We start from the raw sequence: 18,553 nt of genomic DNA on the forward strand, positions 1-18,553 counted from the left end.
AATCAGCAGCTTCCACGCTTGCGAACAAGGGCTCGATCAGGCACAGTGGCCGCGTGGCCAACCGCGACCGGAACGCGAGCGTTCCCCTCGACGCCGCCTCCAAGGCGATCATCGAGCAGCTCCAGGAGGACGGGCGCCGCCCGTACGCCGCCATCGGCAAGGCCGTCGGCCTGTCCGAGGCAGCCGTACGGCAGCGCGTCCAGAAGCTGCTGGACCAGGGCGTGATGCAGATCGTCGCCGTCACGGACCCGCTCACCGTCGGCTTCACCCGCCAGGCGATGGTCGGCATCCGGGTCGAGGGCGACATCGAACCCGTCGCCGACGCACTGGCCGCCCTCGACGAGGTCGACTACGTCGTCTGCACCGCAGGCTCGTTCGACCTCCTGGCCGAACTGGTCTGCGAGGACGACGAGCACCTGCTCGAAATGATCAACAAGCGCATCCGCGCGCTTCCCGGCGTGCGGAGCACCGAGAGCTTCGTTTACCTGAAGCTCCGGAAACAGACCTACACCTGGGGCACCCGATGACAGCCGACCCGGCGCAGAAGGACCTTTCCAAGACCGCCTACGACCACCTGTGGATGCACTTCACCCGCATGTCGTCGTACGAGAACTCCCCCGTGCCGACCATCGTCAAGGGCGAGGGCACGTACATCTGGGACGACAAGGGCCGGAAGTACATCGACGGCCTGGCCGGCCTGTTCGTCGTGCAGGCCGGTCACGGCCGCACCGAGCTCGCCGAGGCCGCCGCCAAGCAGGCCAAGGAGCTCGCCTTCTTCCCGGTGTGGAGCTACGCCCACCCGAAGGCCGTCGAGCTGGCCGAGCGCCTGGCCAACTACGCCCCGGGCGACCTCAACAAGGTCTTCTTCTCCACCGGTGGCGGCGAGGCCGTCGAGACCGCCTGGAAGCTCGCCAAGCAGTACTTCAAGCTGACCGGCAAGCCGACCAAGTACAAGGTCATCTCGCGTGCCGTCGCCTACCACGGCACCCCGCAGGGCGCGCTGTCCATCACCGGCCTGCCGGGCCTGAAGGCCCCGTTCGAGCCGCTGGTGCCGGGCACCCACAAGGCCCCGAACACCAACATCTACCGCGCCCCGGCCTTCCTCGAAGGCCCGGACGGCACGGTCGACCCCGAGGCGTACGGCCGCTGGTGCGCCGACGAGATCGAGGTCGCGATCCTCAACGAGGGCGCCGAGACCGTCGCCGCCGTCTTCGTCGAGCCGGTGCAGAACGCCGGTGGCTGCTTCCCGCCGCCGCCCGGCTACTTCCAGCGCCTGCGCGAGATCTGCGACCGCCATGACGTGCTGCTGGTCTCGGACGAGGTCATCTGCGCCTTCGGCCGCCTCGGCACCATGTTCGGCGCCGACAAGTTCGGCTACCAGCCCGACATGATCACCTGCGCCAAGGGCATGACCTCGGGCTACTCCCCGATCGGCGCCACGATCATCTCGGACCGCCTGGCCGAGCCGTTCTACAAGGGTGACAACACCTTCCTGCACGGCTACACCTTCGGCGGCCACCCGGTCTCCTCCGCGGTGGCGCTGGCCAACCTCGACATCTTCGAGCGCGAGGGCCTGAACCAGAAGGTCCTCGACAACGAGGCCGCCTTCCTGGGGACCCTGAACAAGCTGCGCGACCTGCCGATCGTCGGCGACGTCCGCGGCAACGGGTACTTCTACGGCATCGAGCTCGTGAAGGACAAGGTCACCAAGGAGTCGTTCAACGACGACGAGGTCGAGCGCGTGCTCTACGGCTTCCTGTCGAAGGCGCTCTTCGACAACGGCCTGTACTGCCGCGCCGACGACCGTGGCGACCCGGTCATCCAGCTGGCCCCGCCGCTGATCTCCGACCAGTCGACCTTCGACGAGATCGAGCAGATCCTGCGGACCAGCCTCACCGACGCGTGGGCGAAGATCTGACCACCTGATCCTCCCTCCCCACCCTCCGCCGCAGGGCGGTCCCGCTCCCCGCGGGACCGCCCTGCGGCGTTCGCGCTCCGATCACCCGCCAACATCACAGTCGTACGACCAAACATGCCTGAATGCGGGTGATTTGCCCGTGATGGCCCAGTGCGCCGCAACCGCGACCCGTCCCGGTCGTTCTAATCTGACGACTGTCATATCCCTGCGGCCCCCAGGATGGAACCTCATGTCAGCGGCACCGCCTGACAACGACGTGCTGTGGGCCCGAGGGATCGTCAAGTCCCACTACGGCACCCCCGCCCTGCGCGGCATCTCCCTCGGCGTCCGCGAGGGCGAGGTGCTCGCCGTCACCGGCCCGCGCGGCTCCGGCAAGAGCACCCTGCTCGGCTGCCTCTCCGCCCAACTCCCGGTCGACGAGGGCGAGGTCTGGTTCAACAGCTCCCCCGTCCACACCCTCGGCCGGGCCGGCCGGGAACGGCTGCGCCGCGACCGCTTCGGCTTCGTCGGCTCCGAACCGCACCTGGTGCCGGAACTGACCGCCCGCGAGAACGTCGCCCTGCCGCTGCTGCTGGCCGGCGCCGGCAACAAGGCCGCCTACACCGCCGCCGCCGAGTGGCTGGAGCGCCTCGACGTCGGCGAGGTCGCCCGGCAGCGCCCCGACCGGCTGGTCCAGAGCCAGTGCCAGCGGATCGCGGTCGCCCGCGCCCTCGCCCCGCTGCCGCCCGTGGTCTTCGCCGACGACCCCACCGCCCCGCTGCACCGCGAAGCCGCCGACCAGGTCCTGCGGATACTGACCAGCGCGGCCCGCTCGCACCAGCTGACCCTCGTCCTGGCCACCCACGACCCCGAGCTCGTCCGGTTCGCGGACCGTGCCGTCGCCCTCGTCGACGGACGGCTCACCGCCCCCGCCGCCCCCGTCCCGCGCGGCACCGGCAGCACGAGTGCCTCCACCGTCACCGCCACCCGCCGCTGACGGAACCGCCGAAGCCGACGCCGACGCCGAGCCGCTGAAAGAGTCGACGTGTTCTACCTCCGCCTGGCCCGGGGATACCGGGTGTCCGACCTCGGCCGCTGGCTGCTCACCGCACTGGCGGCCGCCGTCGTCGCCGCCTTCCTGCTGCGCTCCCTCGGCCGGGCGCTGAGCGACCCGCTCGGCGGCACCGACGCGCTGGAGCGGCTGCTCTGGTGCCTGCCCCCGCTCGCCGCCGTCGCCTGGTTCGCGGCCGTCGCCGCCCGCTCGGTGCCCGCCCGGCGACCCGAACGGATGGCCGGGCTCACCGCCGCCGGAGCCGGCTCCCGCCGGATCCGCGCCCTGATCGCCGGCGAGGTCGCCCTCGCCTGCACCCTCGGCAGCGTGCTCACCCTGCTGCTCTTCCTGGTGCTGCGCAACGACATCGCCGGGCCCTCGCTCGCCCCCGACCTCGGCATGGGCGTACCGCTGCCGGCCGCCGCCCCGGTCACCCTGCTCGCCCTGGTCCCGGTCACCGCCGGCATCGCCGCCGCACTGTCGGTCCCCGTCGCCGAGACCCTGCCCGGCGGCCGCAGCCGCGGCCGGACCGGCTTCGGCCCGCTGCGGATCGCGGTACCGGTCGGACTGGTGGTGATCGGCGCCGCGCTCGAACTCATCGCCCTGCGGCCCGGCGCACCCGCCGACGGCCGACCGATCCACCTACCCGCCGGACTCGGCAGCACCAGCACCGCCGCCCTCGGCGGGTGGGCCGCCGGCGCGCTCGGCCTGGCCCTGCTCACCGGCCCGCTGCTCGGCTGGACCGGACGGCTGCTCGCCGTCGGACGGCCCACCCCGCTGCGGCTGCTGGCCGGCCGCGGCCTCACCGCCCAGGCCCGCCGGCTCGGCCCGCCACTGGCCGTCCTCACCCTGGCCGTCGCGCTGGTGCTGACCACCGTCCGCTACTGGATCGGCACCCCGGACAGCGCCGACGCGCTGCCCGCCGTCGAGGCCTGCCTGGTGCTCGGCTGCACCGCCGCGGCGGTGATCGCCCGGCTCGCCGAGGTCCGCACCGACCGGCGGGAGATCACCGAGGCACTGCTGCGCCTCGGCGCCTCGCCCCGGCTGCTGTTCGGCGCGATCGCGCTGCGCACCCTCGCGGTGGGCACCACGCTGCTGCTGACCGGCGGGGCGACCGCCGCACTGGCGGCCGCCGGCCTGCGCTAGCGGCTGTCGTTCGGCCCTCAGCCCGCCGCGGCGAGCTGGCCGCAGGCGCCGTCGATCTCCTGGCCCCGGGTGTCGCGGACGGTCGTCGGCACGCCGTGCGACTGCAGCCGGCGGACGAACTCGCGCTCGTCCTCGGGCCGGGAGGCGGTCCACTTGGAACCCGGGGTCGGGTTCAGCGGGATCAGGTTGACGTGCACCCGGTGGTTCTTGATCAACCGGCCGAGCAGGTCGGCCCGCCAGGCCTGGTCGTTGATGTCCTTGATCAGCGCGTACTCGATGGAGATCCGGCGACCGGACTTCTCCGCGTAGTTCCAGGCCGCGTCCAGCACCTCGGCGACCTTCCACCGGGTGTTCACCGGGACCAGCTCGTCGCGCAGCTCGTCGTCCGGGGCGTGCAGCGACAGCGCCAGCCGGCAGCTGAGGCCCTCGTCGGCCAGCCGGTTCATCGCCGGGACGAGGCCGACGGTGGAGACGGTGATCCCGCGCTGGGACAGGCCGAAGCCGTCCGGCGCCGGGTCGGTCAGCCGGCGGATCGCGGCCAGCACCCGGTTGTAGTTGGCCAGCGGCTCGCCCATCCCCATGAAGACCACGTTGGACAGCCGCGCCTCCCCGCCCGGGATCTCGCCGGCCTTGAGCGCGCGCATCCCGGCGGCGATCTGCTCGACGATCTCGGCGGTGGACAGGTTGCGGGTCAGCCCGGCCTGGCCGGTGGCGCAGAACGGGCAGTTCATGCCGCAGCCGGCCTGCGAGCTGATGCACATGGTGACCCGGTCCGGGTAGCGCATCAGCACCGACTCGACGAGCGTGCCGTCGAACAGCTTCCAGAGCGTCTTGCGGGTGGTGTCGTCGTCACAGGACACGTGCCGCACCACCGACATCAGCTCGGGCAGCAGGCCCTCGGTGAGCTTCTCCCGACTGGCGGCGGGGATGTCCGTCCAGCTCTCCGGGTCGTTCGACATCCGGCCGAAGTAGTGGTTGGAGAGCTGCTTGGCGCGGAAGCCCTGCTCGCCCAGCTCGGCGACGGCCTCCTTGCGCTCGGCGGGGCTCAGGTCGGCGAGGTGTCGCGGGGGCTTGGCGCCGCGCGGCGCGACAAAGGTGAGTTCTCCGGGCTTAGGCATGGTTCCTCAAGTGTCGCAGACGCGCGAGGGCCCCGGACGCCTGGCATCCGGGGCCCACCTGGCGCTCGCCGCCGCGCTAGCTTCCGACGAAGGCCGCCAGCAGCAGCCAGACCACCGGGGCGGTCGGCAGCAGCGAGTCCAGCCGGTCCATGATGCCGCCGTGGCCGGGCAGCAGGGTGCCCATGTCCTTGATCCCGAGGTCGCGCTTGATCATCGACTCGCCCAGGTCGCCCAGGGTCGCCGTGACCGCCGCGCAGCCGCCCAGGATCAGGCCCTGCCACCAGCTGCCGCCGTCGATGATCAGCTGCATCAGCAGGGCGCCCGCCAGCATCGACAGGCCGATGCCGCCGGCCAGGCCCTCGCGGGTCTTGCCCGGGCTGATCGTCGGGGCCAGCTTGGTCCGGCCGAACTTGTAGCCCACCGCGTAGGCGCCGGTGTCGCTGCAGATCGTGACGATCAGGAAGAGCACGATCCGCTGGGGACCGTCGTCGGCCGCCAGCATCATCGCCACGAAGGTCGCCAGGAACGGCACGTAGAAGGCCGTGAACACGCCCGCCGTTATGTCCCGCAGGTAGTTCTCCGGCGGCTCGGCCATCCGCCAGACCATCACCGCCAGCCCGGTCAGCGCGAGCGAGGCTGCGGCCCACTCGACACCGGCCCAGTAGCCGGTGGCGACCATCGCGACGCCGCCCACCAGCAGCGGGACCAGCGGCGCCTTGATCTGCTTGCGCTCGGCGAGCCGGGTGGTCAGCTCCCAGCTGCCGACCGCCACCGCGGCCATCACGACGAACAGGAACAACGCCTTGACCACGAACAGCGAGGCGATGATCACCGCGCCGAGGCCCACCCCCACGCCTATGGCGGCTTGGAGGTTACGGCCGCCGCGCTGCTTGCGCGGCTCCGGCTGCGGGGCGGGCTGGGCGGCCACGGGTGTCTCCTGCCCTGGATGGGACGACGGCACGAAGGGGGGCTGCCCGGCCGCCCAGTGGCTCTGCGGCGGCGCGGGATGCACCGGAGCCCCCGGGTACGGCGGGGTGCCGTGGCCGGGGGCGGGTGCGGGGGCGACGTCGTCGGCTATCGCGCGCAGCACGACCGTCTCCGTCACACCCGGCGGCGCCGGGTACGGACCGCGGGCCTGCTGCGGGCCCGGAGCCGGGTACGGACCGGGGGCCTGCTGCGGACCGGGGCCCGGCGGGTACGGCCCGGGGGCCCCGTGCGGACCGGGCGCCTGGAGCGAGCCGGGCGCCTGGTGCCGACCGGGCGCCGCCGACGGGCCCTGGGCCGGGCCGTGGTCGGGCACACCGGGGTGCGGGCCGGGCTCGGCCGGTACGGGAGGCATGACCTGAGTCTCCTCCGCGTCGCCGCCCCAGTACACCGGAGGCTGCTGCGGGTGATCCGAACGGAGGCCCTGGTCACCCGGCCCGGCACCCGGCGCACCCCGGTGGGCGGCCCGGCCGCCCGGGACCGGTGCCGGGTGCCCGTCGGCCCCCGGCGCCGGGGGCGCCGACGGCCGGGGTGCCTGCGGCTGCGGCGCCGGGCGGTAGGGCTGGAACTGCTGGTCGGACGGGCCCCAGTAGCCAGGGGCGTCAGGGGCGTCGTTCATCAGACCTCGAGCAGCTCGGATTCCTTGTGCTTCAGCAGCTCGTCGACCTGGGCCACGTACTTGGCCGTCGTGTCGTCGAGCTCCTTCTCGGCGCGGCGGCCGTCGTCCTCGCCGACCTCGCCGTCCTTCACCAGCTTGTCGATGCCGTCCTTGGCCTTGCGGCGGACCGCGCGGATCGAGACCTTGGCGTCCTCGCCCTTGCCCCGGGCGATCTTGATGAACTCGCGGCGGCGCTCCTCGGTCAGCTCCGGCAGCACCACCCGGATGATGGAGCCGTCGTTCGAGGGGTTGACGCCCAGGTCGGAGTCGCGGATCGCCTGCTCGATGGCCTTCAGAGCGGTCTTGTCGAACGGCGAGACGACCGCCATCCGGGGCTCCGGCACCGAGAACGAGGCCAGCTGGTTGATCGGCGTCACGGCGCCGTAGTACTCGGCGACGATCTTGGCGAACATCGCCGGGTGCGCACGGCCGGTGCGGATGGCCGCGAGGTCGTCCTTGGCGACGACGACGGCCTTCTCCATCTTCTCCTCGGCCTCGAGGAGGGTCTCTTCGATCGCTTCGCTCACTGTGGTCTCCCTGTCCGGTTCATCTGCTGTTGTCCCGACCGGCGTCGGTCTCGGGGCCGGTCGCGGCGGACGCCGTCCCGCACGGCGGGTTACTGCTCAGGCCCGGACAGAATCCTGGCTGATGAGTGTGCCGATCTTCTCACTCTTCACCGCACGCGCGATATTGCCCTCCGCGAGCAGTTCGAAGACCAGCATCGGGAGGTTGTTGTCCTTGCACAGCGTGATCGCGGTGAGGTCGGCGACCTTGAGGTCGCGGGCGATGACCTCGGAGTACTCCAGCGCGTCGAACTTCACCGCGTCCGGGTTGGTCCGGGGGTCGGAGTCGTAGACGCCGTCCACGCCGTTCTTGCCCATCAGCAGGACGTCGGCGTGGATCTCCAGGGCGCGCTGGACGGCCGTGGTGTCGGTGGAGAAGTACGGCATGCCCATACCGGCGCCGAAGATCACCACGCGGCCCTTCTCCAGGTGCCGGACGGCCCGCAGCGGCAGGTACGGCTCGGCGACCTGGCCCATGGTGATGGCGGTCTGGACCCGGGTCTCGATGCCCTCCTTGACCAGGAAGTCCTGCAGCGCCAGGCAGTTCATGACGGTGCCGAGCATGCCCATGTAGTCGGAGCGGGCCCGGTCCATGCCGCGGACCTGCAGCTCGGCCCCCCGGAAGAAGTTGCCGCCCCCGATGACCACCGCGACCTCGGTACCGGCGCGGACGACCGTGGCGATCTCACGGGCGATCGCGTGCACGACGTCCGGGTCGACGCCGAGCCCGCCGCCACCGGCGAAGGCTTCACCGGACAGCTTGAGCAGCACCCGGCGGCGCGAGCCCGCCTTGGGGTCCTGCGCGGTCTCCTGCGTCTCCTGCATGGACTTCTCCTTTATTGCACCTGCTGGCTCACAGGCCTGGGCGTGCGGATGCCCGGCCTGCGCGTACACGCGAGGAGGCCACTGCCGCGGGAACCGGTTCGGTGTCCTGCACGGCAATGGCCTCCTCGTCGTTCATGGTGCCGACACGGCCCGCCCATGGACGGTTGGCGCTGGGTGAGCCCGTTCGGCGTTCCGCCCGCCCTGGTCAGCGGGCGGGTGCGGTTCCCAGCCTAGAGGGGCCGGGGACCAGGTGGAACGTGGCTCAGGCGCCGACGCGGAAGCGGGCGAAGCGCTTGAGGGTGACGCCGGCCTCCTCGAGGACCTTGGCGACGGTCTTCTTGTTGTCCTTGGCGAAGGCCTGCTCCAGGACGGAGTTCTCCTTCACGAAGCCGGTGACGCGGCCCTCGACGATCTTCGGCAGGGCGGCCTCCGGCTTGCCCTCCTCGCGAGCGGTGGCCTCGGCGACGCGGCGCTCGTTCTCGATGTCCTCGGCCGGGATGTCCTCGCGGGAGAGGAACTTCGGGGCGAAGGCGGCGATGTGCTGCGCGACGTCCTTGGCGACCTCGGCGTTCTCCTTGTCCAGCTCGACCAGGACGCCGACGGCCGGCGGCAGGTCGGGGCTGGTCTTGTGGAGGTAGACCGCGACGAAGCCGTCACCGTCGAACTGGGCGAAGCGACGGAAGACGATCTTCTCGCCCAGGGTCGCGTTGGCCTCGTCCACGAACTGCTGGACGGTCTTGCCGGCCTCGATCTCGGAAGCCAGGGCGGCCTCCAGGTCGGCCGGGGCGCTCTTGGCGACGTGGGCGGCGATCGCGTCGGCGACCTCGACGAACTTGTCACCCTTGGCGACGAAGTCGGTCTCGCAGTTCAGCTCGACCAGAACGCCGGACTTCTTGTCCTCGGCGATCAGCGCGGCGACGGCGCCGTTGGAGGCGTCACGGCCCTCGCGCTTGGCAACGCCCTTCTGGCCCTTGATGCGCAGGAGCTCGACGGCCTTCTCGACGTTGCCCTCGGCCTCGTCCAGGGCCTTCTTGCAGTCCATCATGCCGGCGCCGGTGAGCTCACGGAGCTTCTTGACGTCCGCGGCGGTGAAGTTCGCCATGGTGTGAATCTCTTCTCGCGTCTCGCGTGTCTGCGTGGAGTAGCGCCGGGACCGATGGTTCGGTCCCGGCGCGGGAGAGAGGGGCACCTGCCGGTGTCGTACCGGCGGGTGCCCCTCACCCTTGGTACGTCAGGCCTGCTCGGCCGGAGCCTCGGCAGCGGGGGCCTCGGCGGCGGGCGCCTCGACGGCGGCGGGGGCCTCGGCAGCGGCGGGGGCCTCCTCGGCCTTCTTCTCGCCCTCGATGAGGTCCTTCTCCCAGTCGGCCAGCGGCTGGTCGGCGCCCGGCTCGGCCTTGGTGTCGCCCTTGGCGACACCGGCGCGGGACTTCAGGCCCTCGGCGACGGCGTCGGCGATCACGCGGGTCAGCAGGGTGACGGAGCGGATCGCGTCGTCGTTGCCCGGGATCTTGTAGTCGACCTCGTCCGGGTCACAGTTGGTGTCGAGGATGGCGACGACCGGGATGTTGAGCTTCCGGGCCTCGCCGACCGCGATGTGCTCCTTCTTGGTGTCCACGATCCAGACAGCGCTGGGAACGCGCTGCATGTCGCGGATACCGCCGAGGGTCTTCTCCAGCTTGTCGTGCTCGCGCTGGAGGACCAGGAGCTCCTTCTTGGTCAGGCCGGAGCCGGCCACGTCCGAGAAGTCCAGCTCGCCGAGCTCCTTCAGGCGCTGCAGGCGCTTGTAGACGGTCGAGAAGTTGGTCAGCATGCCGCCGAGCCAGCGCTGGTTCACGTAGGGCATGCCCACGCGGGTGGCCTGCTCGGCGATGGCCTCCTGGGCCTGCTTCTTCGTGCCGACGAAGAGGACGCTGCCGCCGTGGGCAACGGTCTCCTTGATGAACTCGAAGGCGCGGTCGATGTAGTTCAGCGACTGCAGCAGGTCGATGATGTAGATGCCGTTGCGCTCGGTGATGATGAAGCGCTTCATCTTCGGGTTCCAGCGGCGGGTCTGGTGACCGAAGTGGACGCCGCTCTCCAGCAGCTCCCGCATCGTGACGACGGCCATTGCCGTGCTCCTCAGGTGTTACGGCCCGGCTGCGGCGGTCCCGCGGGGTTGTCCCCCTCGGGCGGATTGCGCACGGCCGGGTCAGGCTCGGTTTTGTCCGTGGCGGCCAGGTGACAGCCACGCCTGACGCCCCGATCGTGCCGAGCCGCTTCCACCCGCTCGGTCCGGGGACCGGTCGGGCTCGGCGGACCGAGCGGCACTCGCACCTGGCGGGGGGCTGCGGACGAGCCGCATCCGACCACCGGTGGCGGGGCGTGCGAAGTCGACCCGGTGGACCGGGTCGCGTGTGAAGTGTACGGGAAGCACCGAGCGGCGAGCGACTTCGCGGGCGCGGGAGGACCGGCGGAGGGGCCTCGCACCGGCAGCGGACGGGCTCGGGGCGGCCTGCGGAGCCGACCTGCGGACGACCGGGGAGGAGCCGGGGAAACGGTTGCCGCGAACGGGGCCGCGGCGGCCGGGAGACGGTCGGGGAACGGCTTGCGGACGGTCGTCGGCTGGTGGGCCCACTGCCCGGCCCACGGCCGTCGTATGCCGTTTGTACACCGGATGGCGGTGCCCGTACACCCGTCCGGGGGATGGCGACCGGAGGTGGGGGCGGTTTGTCCACAGGTACCCGTAAAGCGGTGGTGCGGGGACGCGGACGTGGCCAGCCTCGGGGCATGACGGGGCGCAGTGGGGTTCACGGGGTGGTGGCGGTGGTGTCCGTGGTGGCGCTGGTGGCGGCGTTCACCCTGGTGGGAGTCGTGGGCGCGGTGGGGGTCCCGGCCGATCGTGGTCCGGTCGGCGGTCAGGGCGGCGGTCCGGGCCATGGGCCGGGCAGCGGGCCGGCGGCCGACGCGACCGCCCGGGAGACCGGTGCCCGGGGAACGGCGCGGGCCTGGCCGGTGGGCGGACCGGACGGGGTGCTGAGGCGGTTCGAGCCGCCGACGAAGCCGTGGGCCGCCGGACACCGGGGGGTGGACCTCGGCGCGGTCCCGGGGGCGGAGGTGCGGGCCGCGGCCGCCGGGACGATCGCCTTCTCCGGGCTGATCGCGGGCCGCCCGGTGGTGACCGTCGTCCATCCGGGTTCCGGGGCTCCCCCGCTGCGGACCACCTACCTGCCCGTCACCGGCCTCCTCCCGGTCGGCAGCACCGTGGCCGCCGGGCAGGTGATCGGACGGCTCGCCCCGGACGGACGGCACTGCGGCGCGCGCGACTGCCTGCACTGGGGACTACTGCGTGGCGACCGCTACCTCGATCCACTGGCCCTGCTCGGTGCCGGCCGGGCCCGCCTGCTGCCCCTGGGGGCGGCAGCGCAACCCGCCAGCCCCGGCGGTCGGGACGGTCGGGACGGTCGGGACGGTCGGGACGGGGCAGGCGTGCCGTAGGCGTCGGACCAGCCGTAGGCGTCGGACCAGCCGAACGCGCTGGACCGGCCGGACGATCGGCGCAGCCGACTGGGGCACTCCCCTGGACGGCGGTGCGGACAGCCGTGCGGGCAGCGGTACGGACGACGGGTCAGGCGCGGTCCAGCCCGTGCAGCGCCAGGGCGACGGCGGCATCGGCGACCGCCCCGGGGGCTTCCACCGGGCATCCCGTCCGTTCCCCGCCCGCGCACTGCTCCGCCTGCCGGACGGCCGCCTCCACGATCCCCTGCAGCAACGCCGCGGCGAGCCGGGGCTGCTCGTGCCCGAGGTCCTCCAGGGCCTGGACGACCAGGCCGATCAGTCGGCCGTGCGTCGCCCGGATGCGTTCACGGGCGGCCTCGTCGAGCTCCAGCGCCGAGATGGCCATGACCGCACGGTGCCTCGGGTCGCCGGCCAGCGCCAGCTGACCGCGGACGTACGCCTCGATCCGCTCGGCGGCGGTGTCACGGCTCGCCATCCCGGCCTCGATCTCGGCCGCCCACAGCGGGAAGTCCACCTCGCAGAGCGCCTCGACCACGGCGGCGCGGGAGCGGAAGTACTCGTAGACCGAGGAGCGCGCCAGCCCCGTGCGGGCCGCGAGCGAGGGGAAGGTCAGCGCCTCCATGCCACCCTCGGTGAGCAGGATGCGGGCAGCATCCAGGAGGGCTGCCCGCTGCAGCTGTCGATGCTCGGCCACCGTGGCCGCTCGGATCTTCGGCACGGTCCCACTGTACGGAGCCCTACCCGCGGCCGATACGGCGCCGCGCGTTCGGAGGGGCGGGCGGGCCCGCCGACGACCGCCGGGCGACTGCGGATCCGACTACCGGATGTCCGAGAGCTTGGCGCGCAGTTGGAGGACGGACTTGGTGTGGATCTGACTCACCCGGCTCTCCGTCACCCCCAGCACCTGCCCGATCTCGGCGAGGGTGAGGCCCTCGTAGTAGTAGAGCGTCACCACGGTCTTCTCCCGCTCGGGGAGGGTGTTGACCGCCTGGGCCAGCAGTCTGCGCAGTTCGCGGTCCTCGGCCACCTCGACCGGGTCGTCCGCGCCGTGGTCCTCCAGGGTGTCCATCAGGCTCAGCCGGTCGCCGCCCTCGCCCACCGGGTGCAGCAGCTCGTCCAGGGCCACCACGTTGGCGAGCGACAGCTGACTGAAGATCGCGTGCAGGTCCTCGATCGCGATGCCCATCTCGGCCGCGACCTCCGGCTCGTGCGGCGTCCGGCGCAGCCGGGCCTCCAGCGTCGCGTACGTCCGCTCGACGGCCTTCGCCTTCTGCCGCACCGAGCGCGGGATCCAGTCCAGGGCCCGCAGCTCGTCGATGATCGCGCCGCGGATGCGGCTGATCGCGTAGGTCTCGAACTTGATGGCGCGGTCGATGTCGAACTTCTCGATCGCGTCGATCAGCCCGAAGACCCCGGAGGAGACGAAGTCGGCCTGCTCGACGTTGGAGGGCAGGCCGACCCCGACCCGGCCCGCCACGTACTTGACGAGCGGCGAGTAGTGCAGGATCAGCTGCTCGCGCAGCCGCTTCTCTCCGGTCTCCTTGTACGAACGCCAGAGCTCTTCGAGCGCGCTGCGGCCTTGGGCGCCGGCCTCCCGACCGTCCGCGCCCTGCTCCGCCCTCGCACCCGACTGCTCCCGGCGGGGCCGGGACACGGGCGGAGAGGCAGGTGGGGAGACGGGTGGGGAGACGGGTGGGGAGGTGGCGTCCGGCGCGGGGGCGCTCGGCGGCCGCCGAGGGGCGTGGTCGACGGGCGCACCACCCGGCGCGTTCGCCTCATCGCGCGCCCCCGGTCCGCGGGCGGGTTCGGGGCCGCGGTCCGGGCCGGCGTCCCCGGCCGGTGCCGCACCCCTGACCTCGTCGGTGTTCCTGCCCGCGTCGACGTCCCTCGCCGTGTCTGCGTCCCTGGCCGTGTCCGTGTCCCTGGCCGTGTCTGCGGGCTGACCTGGCACCACCGTCGGCCGGCCGCCCTGACGCGACAGGCCTCCCATCGTCCCCGCCGACTTGGGCGGGAACTCGGTCACGGGGCGCCGCTCGGTCCGCGGCCCTCCCGAGGACCGAGCGCCACCGGTCACTCTGTGTCCGGGAATGTGTGTGGGCATACGTTGCTCTGCGCCGTTCTGCCGAGTCGTGTGCTGATAGGGAAGGCAGGTGGAGCGTAGCGTGACCGACTCACTGCAAAGCGCTACCGCCACTCGGTCGTCCCTCGATCCGGTGGCGTTCGCTCACCGGATCCGGGCACACGAGCGGGAGAGCCGGATGAGCAGGTCAGCCGGACCGTCCCGGCTCGCCTCCCCCGGGCGCACCCGTGTTCGCCCTCCCGACCGTCACCTCCTCACCCGCACCTCCTCCGCACCACGCGCCAGTGCGCTCCGTGCCGTTCGACGAAGCCGAGCGAGACCAACTCGTAGAGCCGCTGCAGGACTTCGTCCGGCGGGAGGCCGGACTGGCGGGCCAACCGCTCGACCGGGGCACCCTCCGCCGTGGCCGGGACGGCCTCCAGCACCCGGGCGACGGCGGGCTCCAGCAAGTCCCGCGGCAGCACCGGGCCGGTGCGTTCCGGGGCCAGGTCCTCCCCGATCGCCCCGACCAACTCGGTGATCTCGGCCGCGTCGGTGACCAGCGTGGCGCCGCCGCTGCGGATCAGGGCGTGTACCCCGGCGGAGAGCTCCGAGGTGACGGGCCCGGCGACGCCCATGGTGTGGCGGTTGAGCTCGCGCGCCCGCCTGGCCGTGCTCAGGGCGCCGCTGCGCACCGCCGCTTCGACCACCACCGTGCCGCGGGTCAACGCCGCGATGACCCGGTTGCGGAGCACGAACCGGAAGCGGTTCGGGTGCTCGCCGGGCGGGAGTTCACTGACCAGCAGGCCCTGGGCACCGATCCGCCGGATCAGTTCGGCGTTCCCCTTCGGGTAGGCCACGTCGACCCCGCAGGCGAGCACCGCGATGGTCATCCCGCCGACGGCCAGCGCTCCCCGGTGGGCGGCGGCGTCGATCCCGTACGCGGCACCGGACACCACCACCCAGCCGCGCTCGGCCAGTTGGGCCGAGAGTTCTCCCCCGACATGGGCGCCGTAGGCCGTACAAGCCCGGGAGCCCACCACCGCCACCGAGCGCAGGGCGAGCAGCCTCAGTGAACCCGTGCCGGCGGTCCACAGCCCGATCGGGCGGCCGTCGCCCAGGTCGTCCAGTTGACTGGGCCACTCCGTGTCCCCCGGAATGATGAAGCGTCCACCGGCGTCCCGTACCCGTTTCAGGTCGTCCGCCGGGTCGACGCCCGGGAGCCGCGCCTGGTAGGCGGCCAGCCGGGCGGCGTCCAACCCGGGGTGGTCGGGGACGTCGCCCGCCCGGATCGCCCGGACCACCTCCACGGCAGGGAGCCGACCGAGCCAGCGACCGATCACCGCGTCACCGGGCTCGCTGAGCCGGTTGAGCAGGACCCGGGCGAGACGCTCCGGCTCGGGCACGGTCGGCGGGCCGGTCCCGGCCGGGTCCGCTGCCCGTGGGTACCGCAGCAACTGGTTCATGCCGCCTCCTTGCCGTCGGTCGGGGGCTCCACCCGTGCGTGGGGCCGGTCATCGCCCGGAGCGCTCCCACGCTGGGCCGGGATGCCCCCGTAGCGGCCGTGGCCGCGCTCGGGCAGCGGGAATCCCTGCTCGACGCCGGTGCGCAGGACCAGGGCGGTGCGCACGTCCCGTTGGTCCGGCCGGTCACGGCCGGCCAGGTCGGCGACCGTCCAGGCGACCCGGAGCACCCGGTCCAGGCCGCGGGCGGTCAGCAGTCCGCGCTCCAGTTGGCGGGCGGCGTCGTTGAGCGCCCCGGCCGCGAGCTGCCAGCGGGTGCGCAGTTCGTGGCCCGGCACCTCCGCGTTGGTCCGCCACGGGGTGTGCTCCAGCCGGGCCGCCGCCCGCTCCCGCGCGGCCAGCACCCGCGCCGCGACGGTCTCGGTGGTCTCCGCCGTGGAGTCCCGTTCCATGAGCTCGATCCTGGTCACCGGGGCGACCTGGACCTGGAGGTCGACCCGGTCCAGCAGCGGCCCGGAGAGCCGCCCCTGGTACCGGCTGACCATGGCCGGGGTGCACTCGCAGCCCTCGCCCCGCCGCGAGTACCGGCCGCACGGACAGGGGTTGGCGGCCAGGCAGAGGAGGAAGCGGGCCGGGAGCCGCAGCGATCCGGCCGAGCGGGCGATCACCACCTCGCCCGACTCCAGCGGCTGGCGCAGCGCGTCGAGCACCCGCACGGGGAACTCCGGGGCCTCGTCGAGGAACAGCACCCCCCGGTGCGCGAGGGAGACCGCTCCCGGCCTGGGCAGCCCGCTGCCGCCGCCGACGATCGCGGGCATCGTGGTGGAGTGGTGCGGGGCGCAGTAGGGCGCGGTGCCGATCAGCGGCCGCCCGGCCGGGAGCAGGCCCGCCACCGAGTGGACGGCGGTGACCTCCAGCGACTCCTTCTGGGTCAGCGGCGGCATCAGCGCGGGCAGGCGCTCCGCCAGCATGGTCTTGCCCGCGCCCGGCGGCCCCTTGAGGTAGAGGTGGTGCCCGCCGGCGGCGGCGATCTCCAGGGCCCGCCGGGCCTCGTACTGGCCGGCCACGTCGGCCATGTCGAGGCGCAGCGCCCGTTCGTCGGGCAGGCCCCGGACGCCCGCGCTGGGCAGCATCAGCCCGGCCATCAGCGGGTCCGGTCGACCGCCGACCGGGTCGGGCGGCTCCTCGGGCTCCGGCGCCCCGGTCAGGACCGCGACGAGCTGGCGCAGGCTGCGCACCCCGAGCACCGTCACCCCCGGCACGAGCGAGGCCTCGGGCGCCGTCTGCTCGGCGACCACGACCCGCACGTACCCGGCGTCGGCGGCGGCCAGCACCGACGGCAGGACCCCGCGGACCGGCCGCACCCGGCCGTCCAGTCCCAGCTCGCCGATGAGCAGCAGGTCGGCGATGGAGGACGGGTCGAGCCGTTCGGCGGCGGCCAGCACGGCGCAGGCCACCGCGAGGGCAAAGATGGCCATGTCACAGTCTTCTCGTCGGGAGCTCAGCACCGACGAAAACAGCCCGACAGGGGTCTTCGACCTCCCCTATCGGGCCTGACCGAACTCACCTGACTTCACCAGGGAGCCCAGCTGTGTTGCAGCTTCTCATGCCCGGTGGCCGCCGCGTAAGCGCGAGCCCCTCCACCCTTCGTGGTATCGCCCGAGCCATCCGCTCGGTGATCAACCCGGCCTCGCTCTTCACCACCCCGGCCGCCGCGCCGACCCCCGCGTCCATGACCGTCCCGGACCCGGAGGGCCCGTATGAGCCGGGCGAGATGCCGGCCGCCGAGGCCATCGAGGCCGCCGCCCGCTCCTACCACCTCGCGGCCGACCAGGCCCGCCGCTCCGACCGCGCCAAGCGCGCCGCGAAGAAGGTCCTCGGTCGTCTCCCCGCCGGCGTCTACTCCGGCTGGTCGGTCGAGCGCGTGCCGTGCGACCGGGAGACCGTCGACCTGAACGCGGTCCGCTCCATCTTCAAGGCCCACGGCCTGGGCAACGTGCCGATGAAGCAGTCGGCGCCGTCGCTCAAGGTCACCCTGGTCGAGGTGCCGGTGCTTGCCGAGGCGGTGGCCGCGTGAACGCCACCGACACCACCCAGACGTTCGAGCGGATCTACCGCGACCAGTCCGGCTACCTGACCGGCTACATCTCCTCCCGCCTGTTCACCCCCGACGGGCACCTCGCGGAGGACCTCACCTCCGAGACGTTCCTGGCCCTGTGGCGCAAGCTGTCAGCCGGCCTGGTCGTCGGGCACCCGCGGGCGCTGCTGCAGCTGATGGCGGACCGGGTGATCGTGGACCACTTCCGGCGGTCGAGCTCGCGGGAGACCGCGACGGACTTCGGGGCGTCGAACGCGACCGAGGCCGCCGCAGGGGCCGGAGACGTGCCGCACCTGGCAGGACTGTTCGCCGAACTCGAAGCGGCGAAGGACGTGCTGGCGACGGCCGCACAGGCCTACCGGGCGGCCGGCCGGCGGGAATCGCTGGCGAAGGCGAACCTCCGCACCGCGGTGAACCCGGAGGCGATCGAGCGGGCGAAGGGCCAGCTGAAGTCGGCCGGGCAGGCGCGGCAGGCATCGCTGGAGGCGTTCGCCGCCGCTGGTCGCGCGGTCGCGCAGGCCCGGGAGGCGTGGAACACGGGTGCCGGGGAACTGCACGGTCTCGGTCTGGGCGCCGGTACCGCGCACATGGCGGGTGCCCAGTGAGCGAGAACCAGAGGAAGGGACCCGAGGAGAGCGTCCTGCCGGCGGTCGCGGCGGTTCACGTGCTGCTGGCCACTCACCCGGAGCTGGCGCTGCTGCCGATGCAGTGGCTGATCACGCCGGGCGAGGTGACGATCCTGATCGACCGGCAGAGCCCGATGCCGCGGGAAGCGGCGGAGGCACTTGCCACGGCGCTTGGCGTAGAGGTCAGGCCGGGGATCGCGTTCGAGCACGAGGGCGAGTGGCACCTGCCGCTGTACATCGAGGCAGTGCTGGGCGGCGCGCCGCTGTTCGCGTCCGCCCACGTGGCGGTCGACGGGTCGGAGGCGAAGCGGTGAGCCGCCCGTCGAAGGTGCCCCGGCCGACCGAGGACGCTGCCCTCGCGCGGGTCCGTGAGCGCCGGATCCCGTCGCCGGTGATGCTGCTGGAGCACCTCGCCGTGGCGGCCCGCAGGCGGGACCGGCGGGCGGTGCAGCTCATCCGCGCGTTGCTGGACCGCGCCACCGGAGTTGCTGCGCCGGCGTAGTGAACGGCTGTGCCCCGGCCGGTTGGGTCGGCCGGGACCCGGCTCCCACAGGCAGGCCGCGTAGAAGC

General features: G+C 72.9%; 19 protein-coding genes. 9 read left to right on the plus strand and 10 right to left on the minus strand.

Features of this window, described 5'->3' with window-relative positions; translation table 11 throughout:
- Positions 1–53 precede the first annotated feature (53 nt).
- The 4 genes from AB0O91_RS21720 to AB0O91_RS21735 all read left to right on the plus strand — a co-directional run bounded on the left by AB0O91_RS21720 (position 54) and on the right by AB0O91_RS21735 (position 4,094).
- Positions 54–527, plus strand: coding sequence for an Lrp/AsnC family transcriptional regulator (locus AB0O91_RS21720; RefSeq protein ID WP_030306695.1), 474 nt, complete (start codon positions 54–56; stop codon positions 525–527).
- Positions 524–1,918 (plus strand): aspartate aminotransferase family protein, encoded by a 1,395-nt coding sequence (locus tag AB0O91_RS21725; protein ID WP_350515316.1) that lies wholly within the window; start codon positions 524–526, stop codon positions 1,916–1,918. Before AB0O91_RS21720 ends, AB0O91_RS21725 begins: the two co-directional genes overlap by 4 nt.
- Positions 1,919–2,147: 229 nt before the next feature.
- A complete protein-coding gene (locus AB0O91_RS21730) occupies positions 2,148–2,894 on the plus strand; it encodes an ATP-binding cassette domain-containing protein (RefSeq protein ID WP_363435674.1) in 747 nt (248 codons plus the stop codon).
- 48 nt (positions 2,895–2,942) lie between these two features.
- Positions 2,943–4,094: a hypothetical protein gene (locus AB0O91_RS21735; RefSeq protein WP_363435676.1), complete on the plus strand. Its 1,152-nt coding sequence runs from the start codon at positions 2,943–2,945 to the stop codon at positions 4,092–4,094.
- Between the two features lie 17 nt (positions 4,095–4,111).
- Here AB0O91_RS21735 and rlmN read toward each other — a convergent pair whose 3' ends face one another.
- The 6 genes from rlmN to rpsB form a co-directional block, all read right to left on the minus strand.
- The gene (rlmN, locus tag AB0O91_RS21740; RefSeq protein ID WP_363435678.1) at positions 4,112–5,212 is read right to left on the minus strand and encodes a 23S rRNA (adenine(2503)-C(2))-methyltransferase RlmN; all 1,101 of its coding nucleotides are present in this window, start codon (positions 5,210–5,212) and stop codon (positions 4,112–4,114) included.
- Between the two features lie 76 nt (positions 5,213–5,288).
- On the minus strand, positions 5,289–6,551 hold the full coding sequence (locus AB0O91_RS21745) for a phosphatidate cytidylyltransferase (RefSeq protein ID WP_363435680.1): 1,263 nt from the start codon (positions 6,549–6,551) through the stop codon (positions 5,289–5,291).
- 263 nt (positions 6,552–6,814) lie between these two features.
- Positions 6,815–7,336, minus strand: coding sequence for a ribosome recycling factor (gene frr / locus AB0O91_RS21750; protein WP_363435848.1), 522 nt, complete (start codon positions 7,334–7,336; stop codon positions 6,815–6,817).
- 141 nt (positions 7,337–7,477) lie between these two features.
- A complete protein-coding gene (gene pyrH / locus AB0O91_RS21755; protein ID WP_030056790.1) occupies positions 7,478–8,242 on the minus strand; it encodes a UMP kinase in 765 nt (254 codons plus the stop codon).
- A 262-nt stretch (positions 8,243–8,504) separates the two neighbouring features.
- The gene (gene tsf / locus AB0O91_RS21760; RefSeq protein ID WP_363435682.1) at positions 8,505–9,344 is read right to left on the minus strand and encodes a translation elongation factor Ts; all 840 of its coding nucleotides are present in this window, start codon (positions 9,342–9,344) and stop codon (positions 8,505–8,507) included.
- A 129-nt stretch (positions 9,345–9,473) separates the two neighbouring features.
- Entirely contained in the window at positions 9,474–10,349 is an 876-nt protein-coding gene (rpsB, locus tag AB0O91_RS21765) for a 30S ribosomal protein S2 (RefSeq protein ID WP_363435685.1), read from the minus strand.
- A 659-nt stretch (positions 10,350–11,008) separates the two neighbouring features.
- On the opposite strand from rpsB, the gene AB0O91_RS21770 reads away from it, so the two are divergent.
- The gene (locus tag AB0O91_RS21770) at positions 11,009–11,716 is read left to right on the plus strand and encodes a M23 family metallopeptidase (RefSeq protein ID WP_363435688.1); all 708 of its coding nucleotides are present in this window, start codon (positions 11,009–11,011) and stop codon (positions 11,714–11,716) included.
- Between the two features lie 130 nt (positions 11,717–11,846).
- Here the strand turns inward: AB0O91_RS21770 and AB0O91_RS21775 are convergent, their stop codons facing one another.
- From AB0O91_RS21775 to AB0O91_RS21790, 4 genes are all read right to left on the minus strand, one after another.
- Positions 11,847–12,431, minus strand: coding sequence for a helix-turn-helix domain-containing protein (locus tag AB0O91_RS21775; RefSeq protein ID WP_363435850.1), 585 nt, complete (start codon positions 12,429–12,431; stop codon positions 11,847–11,849).
- A gap of 123 nt (positions 12,432–12,554) precedes the next feature.
- Positions 12,555–13,391, minus strand: coding sequence for an RNA polymerase sigma factor WhiG (gene whiG / locus AB0O91_RS21780; protein WP_363435691.1), 837 nt, complete (start codon positions 13,389–13,391; stop codon positions 12,555–12,557).
- 680 nt (positions 13,392–14,071) lie between these two features.
- The gene (gene dprA / locus AB0O91_RS21785) at positions 14,072–15,262 is read right to left on the minus strand and encodes a DNA-processing protein DprA (protein WP_363435693.1); all 1,191 of its coding nucleotides are present in this window, start codon (positions 15,260–15,262) and stop codon (positions 14,072–14,074) included.
- Positions 15,259–16,737: a YifB family Mg chelatase-like AAA ATPase gene (locus AB0O91_RS21790; RefSeq protein ID WP_363435694.1), complete on the minus strand. Its 1,479-nt coding sequence runs from the start codon at positions 16,735–16,737 to the stop codon at positions 15,259–15,261. Before AB0O91_RS21790 ends, dprA begins: the two co-directional genes overlap by 4 nt.
- A gap of 113 nt (positions 16,738–16,850) precedes the next feature.
- Between AB0O91_RS21790 and AB0O91_RS21795 the strand changes: the two genes are divergently transcribed.
- From AB0O91_RS21795 to AB0O91_RS21810, 4 genes are read left to right on the plus strand one after another with little or no spacing between them, the layout of a single operon-like run.
- Positions 16,851–17,336, plus strand: a complete 486-nt coding sequence (locus AB0O91_RS21795) for a hypothetical protein (RefSeq protein ID WP_363435696.1) — start codon at positions 16,851–16,853, stop codon at positions 17,334–17,336.
- On the plus strand, positions 17,333–17,962 hold the full coding sequence (locus AB0O91_RS21800; protein ID WP_363435698.1) for a sigma factor: 630 nt from the start codon (positions 17,333–17,335) through the stop codon (positions 17,960–17,962). Before AB0O91_RS21795 ends, AB0O91_RS21800 begins: the two co-directional genes overlap by 4 nt.
- Complete coding sequence (locus tag AB0O91_RS21805) at positions 17,959–18,297, plus strand: hypothetical protein (protein ID WP_363435699.1); 339 nt, start codon at positions 17,959–17,961, stop codon at positions 18,295–18,297. The genes AB0O91_RS21800 and AB0O91_RS21805 overlap by 4 nt, the downstream gene beginning before the upstream one ends.
- On the plus strand, positions 18,294–18,485 hold the full coding sequence (locus AB0O91_RS21810; RefSeq protein ID WP_363435701.1) for a hypothetical protein: 192 nt from the start codon (positions 18,294–18,296) through the stop codon (positions 18,483–18,485). Before AB0O91_RS21805 ends, AB0O91_RS21810 begins: the two co-directional genes overlap by 4 nt.
- The last annotated feature ends 68 nt before the right edge of the window (positions 18,486–18,553 follow it).

Source organism: Kitasatospora sp. NPDC089797, from assembly GCF_040684795.1.
Lineage (GTDB): Bacteria > Actinomycetota > Actinomycetes > Streptomycetales > Streptomycetaceae > Kitasatospora.